The organism is Bradyrhizobium sp. KZN70725 (assembly GCF_055264925.1).
On record NZ_JBUYWT010000008.1, the window covers coordinates 63,473 to 85,374 of the forward strand.

The window sequence follows — 21,902 nt, forward strand, 5'->3', positions numbered from 1 at the left end:
CGCACTAGGCAGGGACGACAGCGGAGTTGGTGACGGCTACTTGTCGCTCAAGACGTCGCCGAACAGCGCCCAGGACTTGCCGTCGAACCGCGCCATCTGGATTTGCCGGATCGGCGTCACATTGTCGGGCTCGGTCTGCACCTTGATGCCGGGCAACAGCATCGGCAGCTCGAGCGCCTTCAGATTGGTCGCCTGCTTGATGATGTTGGCACGGCTGTAGTCGCCGTTGCAGTTCTTCAGCACCGCCGTCATGACCTGCGCCACCGTGTAGCCCTGCACGTTGAAGAGGTCGCCCGGGCTCGCATTCGGCTGGTACTTCTTCATCCAGTCCGCAAACTCCTTCTGCGCGGGATCGTCGGCCCAGCGCGGATCGGTCGGATCCTTCAGATAGAGCCCGGTCACGACGCCGATGACGTTCTCGAGACCGGCCGGTTCAAGCACCGCGGAGACCGAGTTCGAGACGGTCGGCAGGATGGTCAGCGGCTTCCAGCCCATGCTCGCCGCCTTGCGCAGCGCCTGGGCCGCGAATTTCGGCGTCGCCTCCGCGAAGAAGACGTCCGCGCCGGACTCGCGCATCGTCACCATCTGGGAATCGATGGTGGGATCGGTCGTGAGATACGTGGTCTCGGCGACGATCTGGCCGACATGCTCGCCGAGCCCGTCCTTGAAACCCCTCAGATAGTCCTTGCCGGCGTCCTCGTTGGGCGTGATGACGGCGATCTTCGCATCCGGCTTGGTCTTCAGGATGTATTTTGCGTAGAGCCGGCCTTCGAGCTCGTAGGTCGGATTGAAACCGACCGTCCACGGGAACTGTTTTGGATCGTTCCAGCGCGTCGCGCCGGAGGACACGAACAGCTGCGGCACGCGCTTGATGTTGAGGTACTTCTGCACCGAGATGTTCGGCGCGGTGCCGACCGCGCTGAAGATCGCGAGCACCTCGTCCTGCTCGACGAGCTTGCGGGTCTGCTCGACGGTCTTCGACGGTGAATAGGCGTCGTCGAGACTCTCGAAGTCGATCTTGCGGCCGTTGATGCCGCCCTGATCGTTGAGCATCTGGAAATATGCGGCTTCGGCACGCGCGATCGTGCCGTAGGCCGACGCCGGGCCGCTATAGGGCGCGGTGTTTCCTATTTTGATCGCGGTATCGGCTGCCACGGACGGCGAGATCAACGAGGCCGTGAGCGCGGTGAAGGCGAGAAAGCCCGCCAGGCGGGAGCGAGTTGACAAGAGCATATCCTTTTCTTGGTTTTCTTGACGCGGCGCACATTATCCATCGCGTCCGCGCAGGCAATCACCAAGAACGTCTCGCGAGATTTCCGCATGCCGGCAATCGCGCTCGCGCATAGAACGCCATGCGCTTTCAAAGTCGGAATGTTGCCGGCATGTTCATGATGTGAGCCTTCGATAGACATGAAGGTTCACCGAGCAAGACTCGCATTCCGCGCGGCGGTGTGCGCCGCGCTCATGTCAGCGAGAGCGTGATCCTCACGCCGCTACCGCGGCCGCGCGCGGGCTGACGACGTATTCCTTCAACACCTTGTCGGTGCCGTCGATTTCGGTCAGCGCGACGTCGTAGGACCACAGATCGGCGAGGTGTTGCAGCACGCGCCGCGCGTCGGTCTCGTTGAGCTGCGCGCCCTTCACGGTGGTGTGACGCAGCATCAGGCGGCGATCGCCGTCGAGATCGACATCCACAACCTCGATATTGGCGTCGACGAAGCCGACGTCGTATTGCCGCGCCAGCTCGCGGCGGACCCGGCGGTAGCCGCGCTCGTCGTGGATCGCGTCGACCTTGATCCCCTGGCTTTCCGCGGGGTCGTCGTGCAAATGGAACATGCGGAAGCGCCGGATCAGTGCCGGGCTGAGGAACTGGTTGATGAAGCTCTCGTCGCGGTAGTTGCTCCAGATCTCGCGCAGCACGCCCTCGACGTCGCCCTTGCCGGCGATGTCGGGGAACCACTCGCGGTCCTCGTCCTCCGGATTTTTCACGATCCGCTCGATGTCCTGCATCATGGCGAAGCCGAGCGCGTAGGGATTGAAGCCGGAATAGCGGCGGTCGTCGAATTCGGGCTGGAACACCACATTGGTGTGCGACTGCAGGAATTCGAGGAAATTGCCGTCGGTGAGCCGGCCCTGCTGATGCAGCCGGCTCATGATGCGGTAGTGGACGTAGGTCGCGGTGCCCTCGTTCATCACCTTGGTCTGGCCCTGCGGGTAGAAATACTGCGCGATGTGGCGGACGATGCGGATCAGCTCGCGCTGCCAGGGTGCAAGGCGCGGCGCGGTCTTCTCGAGGAAATAGAGGATGTTCTCCTGCGGCAAGCCGAGCAGCGCGCGGCGGCGCTCGGCCGTGAGCGTAGCCTTGCTCTTGGCCTTGGTGTTCGGCACCGTCCGCCACAAATCGTTGAACACGCTTTCCTCGTGCTGCCGGCGCTCGCCGGCACGCTTCTCCTCGGCACGCAAATCGAGCGTCTTCTTCCCGGGATAGCGGTCGACGCCATGCGACATCAGCGCATGCGCGGCATCGAGCGTCCGCTCCACCGTCTCGCGGCCATGGCGGTCCTCGCAGACCGCGATGTAGCCTTTGGCGAATTCCAGATAGTCGAGAATGCCGTCGGCATCGGTCCACTGCTTGAACAGATAGTTGTTCTTGAAGAAGTGATTGTGCCCGAACGCCGCGTGCGCGATCACCAGCGTCTGCATCGTCGCCGTGTTCTCCTCCATGAGATAGGAGATGCACGGCGAGGAATTGATCACGATCTCATAGGCGAGGCCCATCAGGCCCTTGCGATAGGACGCCTCCTGGAACGCGAATTGCTTGCCGAATGACCAGTGCTTGTAGAACAGCGGCATGCCGACCGAGGAATAGGCGTCGAGCATCTGCTCGGCGGTGATCACCTCGATCTGGTTGGGATAGACGTCGAGCCCGAGCTCGGTGCGCGCGATTTTCTCGCAGGCGTCGTGGACCCGCTGCAAGGTCTGGAAATCCCAATCGGCGCCCTCGAACAGCCGTTCCCCGGAAGAACCCATCACGCTACACCCTTTCCTGCTTGCTGCGGCGCTTGAACAGGTCCTGGAACACCGGGAAGATCTCGCCGCGCTCGCTCACCTTGCGCATCGACAGCGGCGCGCCCTCGTTGCGGAGACGCTCATAGAGCGTCCAGAGCGAGGAGTCCGGCATGTCGAAAGTGTAGTTGGCGGCTTCGCCGACCTCGAGATAGGCGAAGAACTGGCAGACCGGCAGGATCTTGTCGGTCAGGAGGTGACCGGTCAGCGCGCTGTCCGAGGTCATGTTGTCGCCGTCCGAGGCCTGGGCGGCGTAGATGTTCCAGTCGGCCGGACGGAAGCGGGTGCGGACGATATCGTTCATCGCGACCAGCGCGCTCGACACCAGCGTGCCGCCGGAAGCCGGGCCATGGAAGAAGGTGTCCTCGTCGACCTCCTCGGCGCGGTCGGTGTGGCGGATGAACACGATCTCGACGTGCTTGTAGCGCCGCTTCAGGAACACGTAGAGCAGCATATAGAACCGCTTCGCCAGATCCTTCATGTGCTCGGACATCGAGCCCGATACGTCCATCAGGCAGAACATCACGGCCTGCGCCACCGGCTTCGGCACCGTCTCGAAGCGGCGGTAGCGGATGTCGATCGGATCGATGAACGGGATCCGTTTGGCCTTGGCCTTCAACGCTTCGAGCAGCGCCAGCAGCTCGCGGCGCCGCGCATCGTCATCGCATTCGGCAAGCTCCGCCTCGAGCGCCTCGATGTCGTCCTTGCGCGGCCGGCGCAGTGCCACGCGCCGCGCCAGCGCCCGGCTCACCGTGCGGCTGATCGAGATGTTGGCGGGCGAACCCGACGTCGCATAGCCGGCGCGCTGGATGCCTTCGCTTTCGGTTTCCGCAAGTTTGCGTTTGGCAAGATCGGGCAGTTCGAGGTCGTCGAGGAAGAGATCGACGAATTCGTCGCGGCTGAGCACGAAGCGGAAGGCGTCCTCGCTGTCGCCTTCGCCTGCGCCGGAGCCCTTGGCGCCGCTTTGGTTCGGGCGCTGCAGCCAGTCGCCCTCGACGAACTTCTTGTTGCCGGGCAGCACCATGTCACGCGTGCCGCCCTCGCGCCGGAACCGCGGCTCGTCCATGCCGTCCAGCGGGATTGTCACTTCGCCGCCTTCCAGGACATCCTTGATGTCCCGGTCCTGTGACGACTTCTTGACGGCCCCCTGCACCAGCGCCTTGGCGCGCCGCAGGAAGCGCTGGCGGTTCTCCAGGCTCTTGCTACCCGGATTCAACCGCCGATCGACGATATGCATGACCACGTTGCATCTGCCTCACCGGATGCGATCATGACAGTCGCATCGCATTTTATTGGACAGGACGAGACGAAACGGAAAGCCGGTGCCGGCTTTCCGGATCGCGTATTAGCCGGCCTGCTTCACCCGCATGTACCACTCGACGAGCCGGCGGACCTGGCGCTCGGTATAGCCGCGCTCCACCATCCGCTCGACGAACTCGCCGTGCTTCTTCTCGGTCTCGCCGTCCTTCTTGGAGCCGAACGAAATGACCGGAAGCAGATCCTCGACCTGTGAGAATATCCGCTTCTCGATCACGTCGCGAACCTTTTCGTAGGAGGTCCAGCTCGGGTTCTTGCCGCCATTGTGCGCCCGCGAGCGCAGCGAGAACTTGACGACCTCGTTGCGGAAGTCCTTCGGGTTGGCGATGCCGGCCGGCTTCTCGATCTTGGTCAGCTCCTGGTTCAGGAGCTCGCGGTTCATCAGCTGGCCGGTGTCGGGATCCTTGAAGTCCTGATCCTCGATCCAGGCGTCGGCGTAGTCGACATAGCGGTCGAACAGGTTCTGACCGTAGTCGGCGTAGGATTCCAGATAGGCCTTCTGGATCTCGTTGCCGATGAACTCGGCATAACGCGGCGCGAGGTCGGCCTTGATGAATTCGAGATAGCGCTTCTCGGTCTCGTCAGGCAGCTGCTCGCGGCGGATCGCCTGCTCCAGCACATACATCAGGTGCACCGCATCGGCGCCGACTTCGGTGGTGTCATGGTTGAAGGTCGAGGCGAGCACCTTGAAGGCAAAGCGGGTGGAGACGCCGTCCATGCCCTCGTCGACGCCGGCCGCGTCCTTGTACTCCTGAACGCTGCGCGCCTTCGGATCGGATTCCTTGAGGCTCTCGCCGTCATAGACCCGCATCTTGCCAAACAGCGTCGAGTTCTCGTGCTTGCGCAGCCGCGACATCACCGAGAAGCGCGCCATCGTCTCCAGCGTCGCCGGAGCGCAAGGTGCTGCGGCAAGCTCGGAGCCCTGGATCAGCTTCTCGTAGATCTTCTGCTCCTCGGTGACCCGCAGGACGTACGGGACCTTGATGACGCAGATGCGGTCGATGAAGGCCTCGTTGTTCTTGTTGGTCTTGAAGCTCTGCCACTCCGCCTCGTTGGAGTGCGCGAGGATGATGCCGGTGAACGGAATCGCGCCGATGTTCTCGGTGCCGATGTAGTTACCCTCCTGCGTCGCGGTCAGCAGCGGGTGCAGCATCTTGATCGGTGCCTTGAACATTTCGACGAACTCGAGCACGCCCTGGTTGGCGCGGTTGAGGCCGCCGGAATAGCTGTAGGCGTCGGGATCGTTCTGGGCGTAGGTCTCGAGCTTGCGGATGTCGACCTTGCCGACCAGCGAGGAGATGTCCTGGTTGTTCTCGTCACCGGGCTCGGTCTTGGCAACCGCGATCTGGCGCAGCCTTGAAGGCTGGATGCGCGCGACGCGGAATTGCGAGATGTCGCCACCGAAGGCTTCGAGCCGCTTGTAGGCCCAGGGCGACATCAGCCCGCTCAGCCGGCGGCGCGGAATGCCGTACTTCTCCTCGATCATCGGGCCAAGCGTCTCGGGATCAAACAGCCCAAGCGGGCTCTCGAACACCGGCGACAGCTCGTCGCCCGCCTTCAGCACGTAGATCGGATGAATCTCCATCAGCGCCTTGATGCGCTCGGCGAGCGATGACTTGCCGCCGCCGACCGGCCCGAGCAGATAGAGGATCTGCTTGCGCTCTTCGAGGCCCTGCGCGGCGTGACGGAAGAAGCCGACGAGGCGCTCGATCGTATCCTCCATGCCGTAGAAGCCGGCGAAGGCCGGATACGACCTGATCGTACGGTTCAAAAAGATACGGCCAAGGCGTGGGTCCTTGGCCGTGTCGATCATCTGGGGCTCACCGATTGCCGCCAATAACCGCTCGGCCGCATTTGCATATCGCATCGGATCACTTCGACACGACTCCAAATACTCGGCCATCGACATGTCGGTCTGGCTTCGCGCTTCAAACGACCTTGCGAAGGCGTTGAACAAAGAATCGTTGTACATGATCCCTCTCTCCACGATATGTATCGCCGCACGACTGACACGAGTCGTAACAAGAGCGTCCTAGGATCGAATCAGCGTCGGCACGCTGGGTCCATTGGACACTCGACCGACTCAGTTCGGCAATGCACGGCGCGTGCAGCCTCTGCCTTATCAACAGGCAGGAAGCTTAATGGTTCATCAATATCCCCTTGTTTTTGGTGGCTGTAACCCCCTCGCCACATCCGTGGTTTACCGGGGCCAGGCCTCCGAAGCGGACATCCGAGCGGGCAACTTCCCGTCCGGCGATGGACGTTGGGCTTCCCTGAAAAAGTGTGACCGTTCAGCCGTGGCGTCAAGATGCACGCGTCATAGACTCTCATGAACAAACGTTCAGCCACCGTTGAACGTGCCTCCTTGTCGCCGCGACTAAGGCAACGAGCCCGCGCAGTTCCGCGCGGCACCATTGCCGCGCTTTAAAGATGACACCTTGGAGGCGCTGGCTATTCCCGAGCCGGTCATGAAGCAGGCGCTCCTTGTTGTCGCACTCGCAGCCGCCGCCTGGACCGGCGCGCCGTTAGCCGTTCAGGCGCAGGAAGGCGTCGACAAGGCCGCGGCGGCCGCCTTCGACAACAGGATGTTCGCGGGCCCGCCCGGCGCGAAAGCCTATGCCTGCTTCGTGCGGCGCTACGATGCAAATCATCTGGCGCAGCATCCGAAGCAGAAGGTCAGCGCGATGAAGCTGCTGGTGTCAGCGGAAGACGCTCCGGAGGACAAGGCCACCAACTATTCATTCCGGCTCGGCGTCGCGTGCCGCCACCGCCCTGGCAATTTCGACTCCAGCGGCTACTGCAATCATGCCATCGCGGCCCGGCCACGAAATACGCTTCGAATGCGGCGTGGATTGCGAGGGCGGCGGTATCACCGTGGCGTTGTCCAGGGACAATAAATCCGCGATTGCGCGCCTTGGCCGCATCATGGTGTGGAATCGCAACAAGCCCGACGACGATGCGGGCGAAGCGCTGTTCGCCGGCGCCGACGACAAGATCTTTCGCGTCGATCGCGCGGACTTGGGCGAATGCGCCGAACTTGTGACCGACCGCAAGGAACTCGCTGCGCTCCGCCACAAATGATAGGTTTGCCCAAAGGGACAACTGGATCAACAATAATTGCGCGAGAGACGCCATGCGCCGACGCAGCATCCTCTGGGGCACGCTTTCAGCGATCGGCGCCGTCTTGGCAGCGTCCCGGGCCGGCGCCGCCACCGAAGCACCGCCGCAAAAGCTGAAGGTGGTCTATCACCTCGATGACCTCGACAAGGTCAATTTCGTGATCGGCAACATCCAGAACCATCTCGACGGCGTCGGCGGCCCCGGCAATGTGACGATTGCGCTGGTGGTGCACGGCCGGGCGCTGAAGGCGTTTCATGCAGCAGCCGCCAATCCCGAGCTGTCAAAACATGTCGCGCGGTTCACCAAGGATGGGATCGAGTTCGCCGCCTGCGGCAACACCATGAAATCGCAGAACATCGGCCTCGCCGACTTGCTCCCCGGCTTCGTTGCCGCCGAGCGCGGCGGGGTGGTCCGCCTCGCCGAGCTGCAATCCCAGGGTTACCTCTACCTGCGCCCCTGACGCGCGGTCCTGCGCCGCAACGCGTCATAAAAATGTGCTGAGATGGAGGTCTGCTCGCACCTGCGTCCGGGCGGATCGAACTGTTGTGAATGGCGTTATCCCTTGGAAATGCTGATATTCCGCCCGGGGCTCCCGCCATGTTGACAATCCCCCTCCGCCCCCGAAAGCTGCCCGGGAACCCAAAAATCGACCCTCGATCGAACGAGAACAGGCACCCATGAACCCCGTCAAAGCACTCGAAAATCACCGCCAGGCCGTCTGGCTGGACTTCCTCGCCCGCGGCTTCGTCGCCGACGGCGATCTGAAGCGGCTGATCGAGACCGACGGCGTCAAAGGCGTGACGTCCAACCCCTCGATCTTCGAGAAGGCGATCGGCAGCTCGGACGAATATGACGGGGCGATCGGCAAGGCCCTCAAGAACGGCGACCGCTCGGTCGCCGACCTGTTCGAGCACCTCGCGGTCGAGGACATCCAGCACGCCGCCGACGTGCTGCGCCCGGTCTACGACCAGAGCCACGGCGGCGACGGCTTCGTCAGCCTCGAGGTGTCGCCCTATCTCGCGATGGACACCAAGGGCACGATCGCGGAAGCCGAACGGCTCTGGAAGGACGTCCACCGCAAGAACCTGATGGTCAAGGTACCGGCGACGCCCGAGGGCCTGCCGGCGATCGAGTACCTGATCGGCGAAGGCATCAGCATCAACATCACGCTGCTGTTCTCGCAGAAGGTCTATCGCCAGGTCGCCGAGGCCTATCTCAAGGGCCTGGAGAAATACGTCGGCAAGGGCGGCGATCCCTCCCATGTCGCGAGCGTCGCGAGCTTCTTCGTCAGCCGCATCGACACCGCCGTCGACAAGCAGCTCGACGAGAAGATCGCCAAGGCCAACGATCCGCACGAAAAGGAGCGGCTCGCGGCCTTGAAGGGCAAGGTCGCCATCGCCAATGCCAAGCTCGCCTATCAGGACTACAAGCACCTGTTCGCTGGCAACCGCTGGGACAAGCTGACGGCCAAGGGCGCCAAGCCGCAGCGGCTGTTGTGGGCTTCGACCGGCACCAAGAACAAGGACTATAGCGACGTGCTCTATGTCGAGGAGCTGATCGGCCCCGACACCGTCAACACCGTGCCGCCGGCAACGCTCGATGCCTTCCGCGACCACGGCAAGGTCCGCGACAGCCTCGAGGAGAATGTCGAGGACGCCCGCCACGTGCTGGAAGAGCTGGAGAAGTCCGGCATCTCGCTCGATGCGATCACCGAGGAACTGGTCAAGGACGGCGTCAAGCTGTTCGCCGACGCGGCCGACAAGCTCTACGGCGCGGTCGCCCACAAGCGCGCCACCTCGCTCGGCGGCGGCATCGACCGCCAGAAGCTCGCGCTCGGCGCCACCATCGAGAAGGCGGTCGAGAAGAGCACCGAGGAATGGCGCGCCTCCGCCCGGATCCGAAGGCTCTGGCACAAGGACAAATCGGTCTGGACCGGCGACGACGAGGACAAATGGCTGGGCTGGCTCACCAGCGCGGTCACCGCTGATGTCGCCGACTATGAGGACTTCGCCCGGCGCGTGAAGGGGCAGAACTTCACCGATGCCGTCGTGCTCGGCATGGGCGGGTCGAGCCTCGGGCCGGAGGTCCTGGCCCAGACCTTCCCGCACCGGTCCGGTTTCCCGCGGCTGCACGTGCTCGATTCCACCGATCCGGCGCAGGTGCGCGCGATGGAGGAGTATGTCGACATCGCAAGGACGCTGTTCATCGTCTCCTCCAAATCCGGCGGCACCACCGAGCCGAACGTGATGAAGGACTATTTCTTCGATCGGGTGGCGAAGGCGATCGGCAAGGACAAGGCCGGCCACCGCTTCATCGCGGTGACCGATCCTGACTCATCGCTGCAGAAGGTCGCGATCAAGCAGGGCTTTGCCCGCATCTTTTACGGCGACCCCGCGATCGGCGGCCGCTATTCCGTGCTGTCGCCGTTCGGTCTGGTGCCGGCGGCCGCTGCCGGCATCGACGTCCGCAGCCTGCTCGGCCATACGCTCGCGATGGTGCGCTCTTGCGGTGCCGACGTGCCGCCGCAGGAGAACCCGGGCGTGCAGCTCGGGCTCGCGATGGGCATCGCGGGGCTCGAAGGCCGCGACAAGGTGACGATCTTCGCCTCGCCGGACGTTGCCGATTTCGGCGCCTGGGCCGAGCAGCTGATCGCGGAATCGACCGGCAAGGACGGCAAGGGCCTGATCCCGATCGAGGGCGAGACGATTGGCGACGCCGCGGTCTACGGCAACGACCGGTTCTTCATCGATCTGCGCACCGATGGCGAGAACGATGCAGCGCATGAGGCCAAGCTCGCGGCGCTCGAGGCCGCCGGCCATCCCGTGGTTCGGATCGTGATGAAGTCGATCGACCATATCGGCCAGGAGTTCTTCCGCTTCGAGATCGCGACCGCGGTCGCCGGCTCGATCCTCGGCATCAACCCGTTCAACCAGCCCGACGTCGAAGCCGCCAAGGTCAAGACCCGCGAACTGACGGCAGCGTTCGAGAAGACCGGGTCGCTGCCGGCCGAACAGCCGGTGGTGTCGGCGGACGGGGTCGATCTCTACACCGACGCGCAGAACGCCGAGGAGCTGCGCAAGGCCGGTGCGAACGGCGATCTCGACTCCTGGATCAAGGCGCACCTCGCGCGCTCCGGCCGCGGCGACTATGTCGCCCTGCTCGCCTATATCGAGCGCGATGGCGACACCATCGACGCCATGCAGGCGATGCGGCTGAAGGTGCGCGACGCAAGGCACCTTGCGACCTGCGCCGAGTTCGGTCCGCGCTTCCTGCATTCGACCGGGCAGGCCTACAAGGGCGGGCCCGACAGCGGTGTGTTCCTGCAGGTCACGACCGACGATACGGCGGACCTGCCGGTGCCCGGCCAGAAGGCGAGCTTCGGCGTGATCAAGGCGGCACAGGCGCGCGGCGATTTCGACGTGCTCACCGAGCGCGGCCGGCGGGCGCTGCGCGTGCATCTCAAGGGCGATCTCAGCTCCGGGCTCGCGGCGCTCGATGCCGCGATCTCGGCTGCACTGAACTGACGGAGGCGAGGGATGCAACTCGGCATGATCGGCCTCGGGCGGATGGGCGGCAACATCGTCCGCCGCCTGATGACCCAGGGCCACACCACCGTGGTCTACGACAAGGATCCGAAGGCCGTCGCGGCGCTCGTCGCCGACAATGCGATCGGGTCCTCATCGCTGGAGGATTTCATCCTCAAGCTGGAGGCGCCGCGCACCGCCTGGGTGATGCTGCCGGCCGGCAAGATCACCGAAGCCACCATCGAGGCGCTGTCGAAGCTGATGCAGCCAGGCGACGTCATCATCGATGGCGGCAACACCTTCTGGCAGGACGACGTCCGCCGCGGCAAGGCGCTCAGGGAGCGCGGGCTGCATTACATCGATGTCGGCACCAGCGGCGGCATCTGGGGCATCGAGCGCGGCTACTGCATGATGATCGGCGGCGACAAGAAAGTGGTCGACCGGCTCGACCCGATCTTCAAGACGCTGGCGCCCGGGATCGGCGACATTCCTCGCACCTCCGGCCGCGAGGGCCGCGATCCGCGCATCGAACAGGGCTACATTCACGCCGGCCCGATCGGCGCCGGGCATTTCGTCAAGATGATCCACAACGGCATCGAATACGGCCTGATGCAGGCCTATGCCGAAGGCTTCGACATCCTGAAGAACGCCAATATCGAGGCGCTGCCGGCCGAGCATCGCTTCGACCTCGACATCGCCGACATCGCCGAAGTCTGGCGGCGCGGCAGCGTGATCCCGTCCTGGCTGCTCGACCTCACGGCATCGGCGCTGGCGCAGAACCACACGCTCGACAATTATTCCGGCTTTGTCGAGGATTCCGGCGAAGGCCGCTGGACAGTCAATGCCGCGGTCGACGAGGCCGTGCCGGCCGAGGTGCTGACGGCCGCGCTCTACACGCGCTTCCGCTCGCGCAAGGATCACACCTTCGCAGAGAAGATCCTCTCGGCGATGCGCGCAGGCTTTGGCGGCCACAAGGAGCCGCCGAAGAAAACTTAAAGCGAACCGCGGAAGGTCACGTGCAGAAGAAACCAGACCCTTGCTCCTTCATCATCTTCGGCGCCACCGGTGATCTGACACATCGGCTTGTCATCCCGGCGCTCTACAATCTTGCCGCCGGCAATCTGCTGCCGGAGAAATTCTGCGTCGTCGGCATCGCCCGCAAGGGCATGTCGAGCGACCAGATGAAGGACAGCCTGATGCAAGGGCTACGCAAGTTCGCCACGCGCCCGCTGGATGAGGCCATCGTCACACGCCTGTTTGAATGCGTCACCGCGATCGAGGCCGACCCGAGCGATCCGCCCTCCTTCGATGCCATGAACGAGCGGCTCGAGAAGCTCGAACAGGCGCGCGGCACCGGTGGCAACCGGCTGTTCTACCTCGCGACCCCGCCGCGGGCCTTTCTCCCGATCAGCCAGCAGCTTGGACGCACCGGCATGCTGGAGGAGAACGGCGCCTGGCGGCGGCTGATCGTCGAAAAGCCGTTCGGCACCGATCTGGCGTCGGCCAGGGCGCTGAATGCCGCGCTGCTGAAGCTGATGGACGAGCACCAGATCTACCGGATCGATCACTATCTCGGCAAGGAAACCGTCCAGAACATCCTGGTGCTGCGCTTCGCCAACGGCATGTTCGAGCCGATCTGGAATCGCAACCACATCGACCACATCCAGATCACCGTCGACGAGAAGCTCGGCGTCGGTCATCGCGGCAGCTTCTACGACGCCACCGGCGCGCTGCGCGACATGGTGCCGAACCATCTGTTCCAGCTGCTGTCGCTGGTGACGATGGAGCCGCCGGCGCGGTTCGACGCCCACGCGGTGCGCTCCGAAAAGGCCGAGGTGCTGAGCGCGATCCAGACCCAGAGCGAACAGGAGGCGCTGCACAATTCGGTGCGCGGCCAGTATCGCGCCGGCCGGATCGGCGACACCGAGATCGAGGACTTTCTCAAGACGCCCGACGTCAGGCCCGACAGCTCGACCGAGACCTATGCCGCGCTGAAGCTGACCATCGACAATTGGCGCTGGGCCGGCGTGCCGTTCTACCTGCGCACCGGCAAGGCGCTGACCACCAAGCGCACCGAGATCGCGATCAAGTTCAAGCAGGCGCCGTTTGCGATGTTCCGCGACACGTCGGTCGATCGCCTGTCGCAGAACTACCTCGTCATCTCCACCGAGCCGACCGAAGGCATCGAGCTGCAGTTCAACACCAAGGTACCCGGCCCGACCATCAACATCGACGGCGTCGAGATGAAGTTCCGCTACAAGGACTACTTCAAGGCCGAGCCGTCGACCGGCTACGAGACGCTGATCTATGACTGCATGATCGGCGACAATCTGCTGTTCCAGCGCGCCGACAGCGTCGAGGCCGGATGGCAGGCGGTGCAGCCCTTCATCGACGCCTGGAAGAGCGCCGGCGGCCGTGGCCTGCAACCCTACAAGGCCGGCAGCGAAGGCCCGGAGGCCGCCAATGCGCTGCTGACGCGTGACGGCCGCAGCTGGCGGAAGCTGGGCTGACATGACCGCGACCGGCAAGCGCCAGATCATCACGGTCGCCGATCCGGCGGCACTGGCGCAGGCGGCCGCCGAGCGGGTGATCGCCAGGATCGAGCAGAACAGCGGCCGGATCGCGGTGTGCCTCACCGGCGGTTCCAGCCCGAAGGCGCTCTATCAGCTGCTGGCGACGCCGGACTATCGCGCGAGGATTCCGTGGGACCGCATCGACTGGTTCATCGGCGACGAGCGCCTGGTGCCGCGCAAGGACAAGTTGCACAACATGAGCATGGCGCGCCAGGCCTTCCTCGACCGCTGTGCGCCGGCCGCGAATGTCCATCCGATCGCGACCGACACCGCCGATCTCAGGGATCCCGACATCAGCGCGGCGCTGTACGAGAACGAGCTGATGGCGTTCTACGGCGCCGAGCAGCTCGATCCGAAGCGGCCGCTGTTCGACCTGGTACTGATGGGCATCGGCCCCGACGGCCATACCGCGTCGCTGTTTCCGGGTTATCCCGCGGTCGAGGAAACGCAGCGCTGGGTGGTCGGCGTGCCGAAGGCCAATGTCGAGCCGTTCGTACCGCGCGTGTCGCTGACCCTGCCCGCCCTCGCCTCCTGCCGCGAGATGCTGTTCGAGGTGGCGGGCGAGAACAAGCGCGCGATCTTGACGCGCCTCTTCGCAGGCGAGAACCTGCCGGCAAACCGCGCGCGATCGCTGGGCGAGACCGTCTGGCTGATCGATCAGGCCGCGCTGCCGGAGGACTTTCGTGGGTGACGGACAAAACCCCTGCGCACTGGTCGTGATGGGCGTGTCGGGTTCGGGCAAGAGCACCATCGCCGACCGCCTGGCGATCAGGATCGGCTGGCGCTTCGAGGACGGCGACAGTTTTCATCCGCCAAGCAATGTCGCCAAAATGCATTCCGGCCAGCCGCTCACCGACGAGGATCGCTGGCCCTGGCTGCGCGCGATCGCCGACGAGATCGACCGCACCTGCGGCGTCCGCGAACGCGCCGTCATCGCCTGCTCCGCGCTGAAGCGCGCCTATCGCGACATCCTGGTGCATGGCCGCGACGATATCCGCATCGTCTTCCTCGACGGCTCGCAGGAGCTGATCGCCACGCGGCTCGGCGCGCGCAAGGGCCATTTCATGCCGCCGGGGCTGCTCGCCAGCCAGTTCAAGACGCTGGAGCCGCCGACCCCAGAGGAACGCCCGATCACGGTTGCGATCGACCGTCCGGTCGAAACCATCGTCGAAGACATCGTCAATCAACTGAAGCTGGACCGCACATGACCCGCATCGCCCTTGTCGTATCCGATGTCGACGGCACGCTGCTCACCAAGGACAAGACCTTGACCGACGGCGCCAGGGCGGCGGTGCGCAGGCTGCACGAGGCCGGCATCGGCTTCACCATCGTCTCCAGCCGGCCGACGATCGGGATGGGCTTTCTGGTTGCGCCGCTTGCGATCACACAGCCGATCGGCGCCTTCAACGGCTCTTCGATCGTCGATCCGCAGCTCAAGCCCCTCGAGCAGCATTTGATCCCGGCCGCGGTCGCAAAACGCTGCATCGACATGCTGCGCGAGCGCGACGTCGACATCTGGCTGTTCACCAACGACCGCTGGCTGACGCGCAATCCTGACGGCGAGTACACCGCCCACGAGCAGCGCACGATCAAGCATGATCCGACCATCGTCGGCGATTTCACGCCCTATCTCGACCAGGCTTGCAAGATCGTCGGCGCGAGCTCGGATGCGGCCCTGCTGCAACGCTGCGAGGCCGAGATGCAGCAGATGGTCGGCCGTGATGCCACCGCGGTCCGCTCGCAGACCTACTATCTCGACGTCACCCCGCCCGGTCACGACAAGGGCACCTTCGTCGAGGGCATCGCGAAGCGCCTTGGCGTACCGCTGGAGAACGTCGCCACGATCGGCGACATGCAGAACGATCTGCCGATGTTCGCGCGAAGCGGCGTCTCCTTCGCGATGGGCAATGCCAGCGATGACGTGAAGGCGCGCGCCACGCATGTCACCGAATCCAACGAGCAGGACGGTTTCGCACGCGCGATGGACACGGTGTTGCAGCTTCGCTGAGGCGTGCGAACGATCGCCCCACCCGTGATCGAGCGCGGGGCGCAGCGTGATCGCCGTTACAGTCCGCCACGTCGCAATCGAGTCAAATCGATCATGTGATCGCGTCACGCTGATCACGCGGCCCTTTGTCACGGCGAGATCTGTCACCCGACCAATCCGCGGTTCCTGAGGCGGGCCGATCACACTCGCACGATTTCGGAATATTGGAAATATATTCCTGATTTGCCCGACGTGTCAAGTTGCCCGGTCGAGTGCCGGCAGCTGCCGGCTCCTTTGCATGGGGTTGTTTTCGATATTTTGGCAGCGCGGACCTGCGGCGGTCCCGCAAGCGGAAGATGGAGGGCGGCATCGCCGCGGTGTTTTAAGTCGAACGCTGCACCGCAGGCTTCTCGGCGTCGGCCCTGGCGGCGCTGAGATTGTGCGCGGTGTTGATCAACGCGATATGGGTCAGCGCCTGCGGGAAATTGCCGGTCTGCCGGCCGGCGCCGGAATCGAACTCCTCGGCCAACAGTCCGAGATCGTTGGCGACCGCCACCACGCGGTCGAACATGGTCTGCGCCTTGTCGACATCTCCCGCCAGCACATGAGCGTCGGCTAGCCACAGGCTGCAGGCCAGGAACGCGCCCTCGATCGGCTGGACCTCATCGGACACCTCGCGCGGATCGTGCCGCAGCACGAAGCCGTCGCGCATCATGTGCCGTTCGACCGCGTCGATCGTGCCGCGGATGCGCGGATCGCCCGACGGCAGGAAGCCGACCGACGGCAGCAGCAGCAGGCTGGCGTCGAGCAACTTTGAGCCATAGCTCTCGACGAAACTGTTGAGGCCGGGATCGAAGCCGCGTTGGCAGACGTCGCGATGAATGGCCTCGCGCAGCACCCGCCATTTGACGAGCGGCCCCTTGAAGCCGAACCGCTCCGCGCTCTTGATGGCGCGGTCGAAGGCGACCCAGCACATCACCTTGGAGAACACGTAGTGTCTGGGGGTGCCACGGCGTTCCCAGATGCCGTGATCCGGCTGATCCCAGACATCGGCGAGATGGGTGACGACGGTGCATTCGAGCGACCAGTTCTCTTCGTCGAGCTTCAGCTTGGCCATGCGGGACTGATGGAAGGCGTCGATCAGCTCGCCATAGACGTCGAGCTGAAGTTGCGCATGCGCGGCGTTGCCGGCGCGTACCGGCTGCGCCCCTTCATAGCCGGACAGCCACCCTGCCTCCCATTCCAGGAGGCGTCGCTGGCCCAGGATGCCGTACATGATCTGCATGTTGGCCGGCGCGCCGGCTGCGGCCCGCAGCAGCCAGTTGTGCCAGGCTGCCGCTTCCTCGGTGTAGCCCGAGTTCATCAGGGCCAGCAGCGTAAAGGTGGCGTCGCGCAGCCAGCAGAACCGGTAGTCCCAATTGCGCGCGCCGCCGAGCTTTTCCGGCAACGACGTGGTGGGTGCCGCGACGATGCCGCCGGTCGGCCTGAAGGTCAGCGCCTTCAGCGTGATCAGCGAGCGCATCACGAGGGCGCGTTGATAGCTGCCGTCATAGGTCGAACGGCTGCACCATTCCCGCCAGTATTCCTCGGTGTCCTTCAGCGCAGCCTCAGGGTCGATCGCCTCCGGCACCGGGTGATAGGACGGTCCATAGGTCAGGACGAACGGCACGGTGTCGCCTTCGCCGATCTCGAAATCGGCGATCGTGGTCAGATCCTTGCCGCGGGTTTCGACCGGCGTGCGCAGCACGGTCATGTCCTGCCCGCTGATCGCCAGAAGCCCGTCACCATCCGGATTCTTCCGCACCCAGGGGACATCGACGCCGAAGCCGAAGCGGATCACCAGCTCCATGCGCATCTTGACGCGGCCGCTGACGCCGCGAACGAGGCGGACCACATCGGAGGCGTTGCCGCGCGGCGGCATGAAATCGATCAGCGCGACCGCGCCGCCCTCCGCCTCGAACCGGGTCTCCAGGATCAGCGTATCGTCCCAGTAGCGCCGCGAGGTCTGCTTGATCTCGCCTGTGGGCGCCAGCAGCCAGCGACCGTTCCTCGACGTGCCAAGCAGCGCCGCGAAGCAGGGGTCGGAATCGAACGCCGGCCAACACAGCCAGTCGATCGAGCCGTCGCGGCCGACCAGCGCGGCGGTCTCGCAATCTCCGATCAGTCCATAGTCTTCGATACGAGAGGCCACGCGCTGCGCTCCGCGTTACCCGGTGTGCGAGCGCTCGCGGGTCGCGCGCTTGAGGGCGTCGACGTCGATCGCCGACGCGAGATGCTCGATCGAGACCGGAAGCCGCCGCTTCCAGTTCGGATGCTCGTAGACGGTGCCGGGGATGTTCGGCTGCTCGACAATGCCGAGCAGGTCCTCCATCGACACCGCCATCATCCGCGACCGCGTCCGTGCCAAGAAGCTCGCCACCGAATAGAAATCGTTCGCGTGGATGTCGTGCCGGCGCAGCACGTCGTCGAGCTGGCCGAGCGCGTGCCAGCGCCCCTCGTCGGTCTCGCCGGGATCGATCCCGAGCGCACGCTTGGTCTTGAGGTCGCTGAACGAGCGCCAGCCCGCATAGGTCGAGAGGTCGTGGGTGTTGAAGGTCACCAGCGCATTCGGCAGATAGTAGTCGGCGTTGCGGAAGACGCCCTGGTCGTCGGTCTCGAACATCATCACGAGATAGGACCAGATGCCCCAGCCGTTCATCTGCTCGCGGAACCCGGGAGGTACGGTGCCGAGGTCCTCGCCGATCACGACGCAGCGGCTCGCCACGCTCTCCTGCGCGGTCGCCGCCAGCAGCGCCTCGAACGGCATCAGCACATAGGCGCCATTGGCCGGGCCGAAGCCGCGCGGTACCAGATAGAGCCGCTTCAGCCCGAACGCGTGGTCGAGCCTGATTGCGCCGGCGTGGTGCATCGAGGCGCGCAGCATCTGCCTGAACGGCTCGAACGAGCGCTGTTCAAGGCCCGCGGCGTTGAAGCCGGCAAGCCCCCAGTCCTGGCCCGCCGTGTTGAGCGGGTCAGGCGGCGCGCCGACGCCGAGATGGCGCGAGATCGCGATCTGCTCATTCCAGGCGTCGAACCCGTCCGACTGCACGCCGACGGCGACGTCGAGATAAAGCCCGACCCGCATGCCGCGCTTGTGCGCCAGCGCCTGGCAGGCGCCGAGTTGACGGTCCGCGGTCCATTGCACGAATTCGACGAACTCGACCTCGGCGGCAGAGTCGCGCGAGCGGCGCAATTTTGCACAAGCTGCGTCGCTCGGCTGCCGCCATTCGTCCGGCCATTCCCACCACGGCGTGTTGAATTTGTGCCGCATCACCTCGAAGCAGGCGAAGCGCGACAGCAGCGTGCCCTGCTCGTTGCGATAGGCCTCGAAATCCTGCCAGCGGCCGAGGCCCGGGTTGGCCTTGAAGGCCGCGAACGCCGCGCGCAGCGCGGGCCATTTCTGCGCCGCGACGCCGACATAGTCGACCATGTCGTGGCTGCGGAGCGGTGCCAGCGCGGCCTTGGTCTCGGCATCGACGCGGAATTCGGGAATCTGCTCGACGTCGATGTAAAGCGCATTGAGGAACAGCCGGCTGTTCGGCGAGTACGGGCTGCAATCGCCGGGCCGATCGTCGAACAGCGCATGCAGCGGATTGAGCCCGACGCCGTCGGCGCCGAGCCGGTGGGCGAATTCGAGCAGGTGCTGCAGGTCGGTGAAGTCACCGATGCCCCAGTTGCGCGCGGACCGCACGCCGTAGAGTTGCACCGCGATCACCCAGCAGCGGTCGAACTCGCCGCCGAAGGCGCCGTGCGGCGCCACCAGCAGCGGCAGCTCCTCGCTGCCAGATGCGTCCGATAGCTGCAACCGGTGCACGCCTTCGGGCAGACCTGACGGCCACGTCACACTGCGCTCACGCGCCTCGCCCTGCGCGAGCACCCCGGTGCCATTCGCAAGCTTCCATTGCACCGGAAGCCGGGCAGCCTCCGAGAACTGCGTTTGCGCAGCCTGGCCGCCTCTGACCACCACGGGATCGGCGATGATCCGACGGGGCGCCTGCGGCGGCAGCGCGTCGAGGATCGCCGTGAGCGCCTCGGGGGTTGTCACACGGCGGTGACCGCTGCCATCGATATACTCGGTCTGGATTCCCAGGGTCTGGGCTTTGGCGTAAAGGTCCATTCGGCACGCTGCCTGCTCGCAACGGTTGGTGGATCGTTGCTAAATTGTACAGATACGGGAAAGGGATAGTTGATGTTCAACGCTCTACCCTATCCGGCGTTCCCACCGGGAACCATTGCCCGGCGAGCGGCTTTCTATATGGGTCTGGCGCGCCTCCTTCCCGGCGCCGGGACGTCATTTGCATTTTTAATGGCGGCATCACCGTGAACAAAACCCTCCGGCCTGTCGAGAGTGCCCATGGCACTTTTCATATCACCGATGTCTATCCGTCGGTTGATGGCGGCCGCTTTCCGGTCAAGCGCATTGTGGGCGAACCTGTCGAAGTGTGGGCCGACATCTACCGTGCCGGACATGACGTGATATCGGCGGCATTGGTGTGGCGGCGCGAGGGCGACAGCGAATGGCAGGTCGCGCCGATGACGGCGCACAGCGACGACCGCTGGGGCGGCGCTTTCGTGCCCGACCGGCCCGGCCGCTACGCCTTCGCGATCGAGGCCTGGACCGATGAATTCGCCAGCTGGCGGCATCGTTTCGAGCAGACGCCGCGCGACGGCAGCGATCACACGCTGGACGCGCTCGAAGGCGCGGGCATGCTGACCCAGGCGCAGGCCGGCAGCCCGGCGGCGGCGGCCGTCATCATCAGGCAGTGCGAAATCTTTCTGCAGACCGGCGAACCAGGTGCGCTGCTCGCGCCCGAATTGCGGGAGGCGATGGCCGGCAGCCAGTTTCGCCGCGATCTGATGCGATCGCAGCTCTACCCGCTGACCGCGGACCGCCCGCGGGCGCGCAGCGGCGCATGGTACCAGATGTTTCCGCGCAGCCAGGGCAAGACACCGGGCATGCATGCAACCTTCAACGACTGCATCGCGCGGCTTCCCGACATCGCCGCGATGGGCTTTGACGTCGTCCTGCTCGCGCCGATCCACCCGATCGGCCGGCAGCACCGCAAGGGCCGCAACAATGCCGCGATCGCACAGGCGGGCGATCCCGGCAGCCCCTATGCGATCGGCGCAGCCGAGGGCGGCCACGACGCCGTGCATCCGGAACTCGGCACGCTCGACGACTTCCGCGCCTTCGTGGCGGCAAGCAAGGCGCATGGCCTCGAGGTCGCGCTCGATTTCGCCGTGCAGTGCTCCCCTGATCATCCCTGGCTGAACGAACATCCAGAGTGGTTCAAGCGGCGCCCGGACGGATCGATGCGCACCGCCGAGCATCCCCCGCAGCGCTGGGATGATATCGTGAACCCGGATTTCGGGTCCGAAGACGCCGGCGCCCTGTGGCGCGCACTGCGCGACGTCGTGCTGTTCTGGGTCGAACAGGGCGTCAGGATCTTCCGGGTCGACAATCCGCACACCAAGCCGCTGGCGTTCTGGGAGTGGCTGATCCGCGAGGTGCGGGACCGCGACGCGGACGTGCTGTTCCTTGCGGAAGCCTTCGCGCGCCCGAAACTGATGAAGGGCCTCGCCAAGCTCGGCTTCACGCAGTCCTACAGCTATTTCACCTGGCGGACGCAGCGCTTCGAGCTCGAACAATATCTCGGCGAGTTGACCTCCTATCCCGAGCGTGACTTCTTTCGGCCGAATTTCTTCGTCAACACACCGGACATCCTGCCCTTCCACCTGCAAAGCGGCGAATCCTGGATGTTCAAGTCGCGTCTCGCGCTGGCCGCGACGCTTTCAAGCAGCTATGGCATTTACAGCGGCTTCGAATTGCTCGAGCACACGCCAGTCCCCGGCCGCGAGGAATATCTCAACTCCGAGAAGTACGAGATCAGGGTTCGCAACTGGGAGCAGCCGGGGAACATCAAGCCCTATATCGCAGCTCTCAACCGGATCAGACGCGGCAATCCGGCCCTGCAACAATTCGCCAATTTGCGCTTTATCAGTGTCGATGACGGTGGCGTGATCGGCTTCATCAAGGAGGCCGTCGATCAGGGCAATGTGATCGCGGCCGCGATTGCATTATCAGCCGAGTTGCGTGAGGTCTGGCTGCCGCTCGGCGACGTCATGGTCGGCCGTGGCGATGCCCGCCGCCCCGTCTCGGCAGTGGAAGACCTTGTCACCGGAGAGCGCCACGCGCTCGAATGGGGAGGCATCCGTCTACGTATAGATCCTGCGCGCGATCCCGCGTTGCTGCTGCGCTGTGTCGCCTGAAGGAGC

Annotated in this window: 14 protein-coding genes and 1 pseudogene; 9 read left to right on the forward strand and 6 right to left on the reverse strand. The window is 64.7% G+C overall.

Going from position 1 to position 21,902, the window contains the following annotated elements; all coding sequences use genetic code 11:
- Window positions 1–36 precede the first annotated feature (36 nt).
- The 4 genes from ACZBJS_RS10105 to ACZBJS_RS10120 form a co-directional block, all read right to left on the reverse strand.
- Window positions 37–1,227, reverse strand: a complete 1,191-nt coding sequence (locus ACZBJS_RS10105) for an ABC transporter substrate-binding protein (RefSeq protein ID WP_076824215.1) — start codon at window positions 1,225–1,227, stop codon at window positions 37–39.
- Between the two features lie 258 nt (window positions 1,228–1,485).
- Window positions 1,486–3,030: a SpoVR family protein gene (locus ACZBJS_RS10110; RefSeq protein WP_057014891.1), complete on the reverse strand. Its 1,545-nt coding sequence runs from the start codon at window positions 3,028–3,030 to the stop codon at window positions 1,486–1,488.
- A gap of 4 nt (window positions 3,031–3,034) precedes the next feature.
- Complete coding sequence (locus ACZBJS_RS10115) at window positions 3,035–4,303, reverse strand: YeaH/YhbH family protein (protein ID WP_076823957.1); 1,269 nt, start codon at window positions 4,301–4,303, stop codon at window positions 3,035–3,037.
- 108 nt (window positions 4,304–4,411) lie between these two features.
- Entirely contained in the window at window positions 4,412–6,355 is a 1,944-nt protein-coding gene (locus ACZBJS_RS10120; RefSeq protein ID WP_038382967.1) for a PrkA family serine protein kinase, read from the reverse strand.
- 496 nt (window positions 6,356–6,851) lie between these two features.
- On the opposite strand from ACZBJS_RS10120, the pseudogene ACZBJS_RS10125 reads away from it, so the two are divergent.
- The 8 genes and pseudogenes from ACZBJS_RS10125 to ACZBJS_RS10160 all read left to right on the forward strand — a co-directional run bounded on the left by ACZBJS_RS10125 (window position 6,852) and on the right by ACZBJS_RS10160 (window position 15,608).
- Window positions 6,852–7,464 (forward strand): annotated as a pseudogene (locus ACZBJS_RS10125) (hypothetical protein).
- Window positions 7,465–7,516: 52 nt separating this feature from the next.
- Complete coding sequence (locus ACZBJS_RS10130; protein WP_463438675.1) at window positions 7,517–7,963, forward strand: DsrE family protein; 447 nt, start codon at window positions 7,517–7,519, stop codon at window positions 7,961–7,963.
- Window positions 7,964–8,180: 217 nt separating this feature from the next.
- Entirely contained in the window at window positions 8,181–11,027 is a 2,847-nt protein-coding gene (locus ACZBJS_RS10135) for a bifunctional transaldolase/phosoglucose isomerase (RefSeq protein ID WP_463438676.1), read from the forward strand.
- A gap of 12 nt (window positions 11,028–11,039) precedes the next feature.
- Window positions 11,040–12,023, forward strand: coding sequence for a phosphogluconate dehydrogenase (NAD(+)-dependent, decarboxylating) (gnd, locus tag ACZBJS_RS10140; RefSeq protein ID WP_463438677.1), 984 nt, complete (start codon window positions 11,040–11,042; stop codon window positions 12,021–12,023).
- A gap of 20 nt (window positions 12,024–12,043) precedes the next feature.
- Window positions 12,044–13,537, forward strand: coding sequence for a glucose-6-phosphate dehydrogenase (gene zwf, locus ACZBJS_RS10145; protein ID WP_463438678.1), 1,494 nt, complete (start codon window positions 12,044–12,046; stop codon window positions 13,535–13,537).
- A gap of 1 nt (window position 13,538) precedes the next feature.
- A complete protein-coding gene (pgl, locus tag ACZBJS_RS10150; protein ID WP_463438679.1) occupies window positions 13,539–14,291 on the forward strand; it encodes a 6-phosphogluconolactonase in 753 nt (250 codons plus the stop codon).
- A gap of 28 nt (window positions 14,292–14,319) precedes the next feature.
- Window positions 14,320–14,808, forward strand: a complete 489-nt coding sequence (locus ACZBJS_RS10155; RefSeq protein ID WP_076823945.1) for a gluconokinase — start codon at window positions 14,320–14,322, stop codon at window positions 14,806–14,808.
- Complete coding sequence (locus ACZBJS_RS10160; RefSeq protein WP_463438680.1) at window positions 14,805–15,608, forward strand: HAD family hydrolase; 804 nt, start codon at window positions 14,805–14,807, stop codon at window positions 15,606–15,608. Before ACZBJS_RS10155 ends, ACZBJS_RS10160 begins: the two co-directional genes overlap by 4 nt.
- 361 nt (window positions 15,609–15,969) lie before the next feature.
- Here the strand turns inward: ACZBJS_RS10160 and ACZBJS_RS10165 are convergent, their stop codons facing one another.
- The gene (locus tag ACZBJS_RS10165) at window positions 15,970–17,778 is read right to left on the reverse strand and encodes a glycoside hydrolase family 15 protein (protein ID WP_463438681.1); all 1,809 of its coding nucleotides are present in this window, start codon (window positions 17,776–17,778) and stop codon (window positions 15,970–15,972) included.
- Window positions 17,779–17,793: 15 nt separating this feature from the next.
- Window positions 17,794–19,743 (reverse strand): 4-alpha-glucanotransferase, encoded by a 1,950-nt coding sequence (malQ, locus tag ACZBJS_RS10170; protein ID WP_463438682.1) that lies wholly within the window; start codon window positions 19,741–19,743, stop codon window positions 17,794–17,796.
- Window positions 19,744–19,946: 203 nt separating this feature from the next.
- Between malQ and ACZBJS_RS10175 the strand changes: the two genes are divergently transcribed.
- The gene (locus tag ACZBJS_RS10175; RefSeq protein ID WP_463438683.1) at window positions 19,947–21,896 is read left to right on the forward strand and encodes an alpha-1,4-glucan--maltose-1-phosphate maltosyltransferase; all 1,950 of its coding nucleotides are present in this window, start codon (window positions 19,947–19,949) and stop codon (window positions 21,894–21,896) included.
- Window positions 21,897–21,902: the final 6 nt, after the last annotated feature.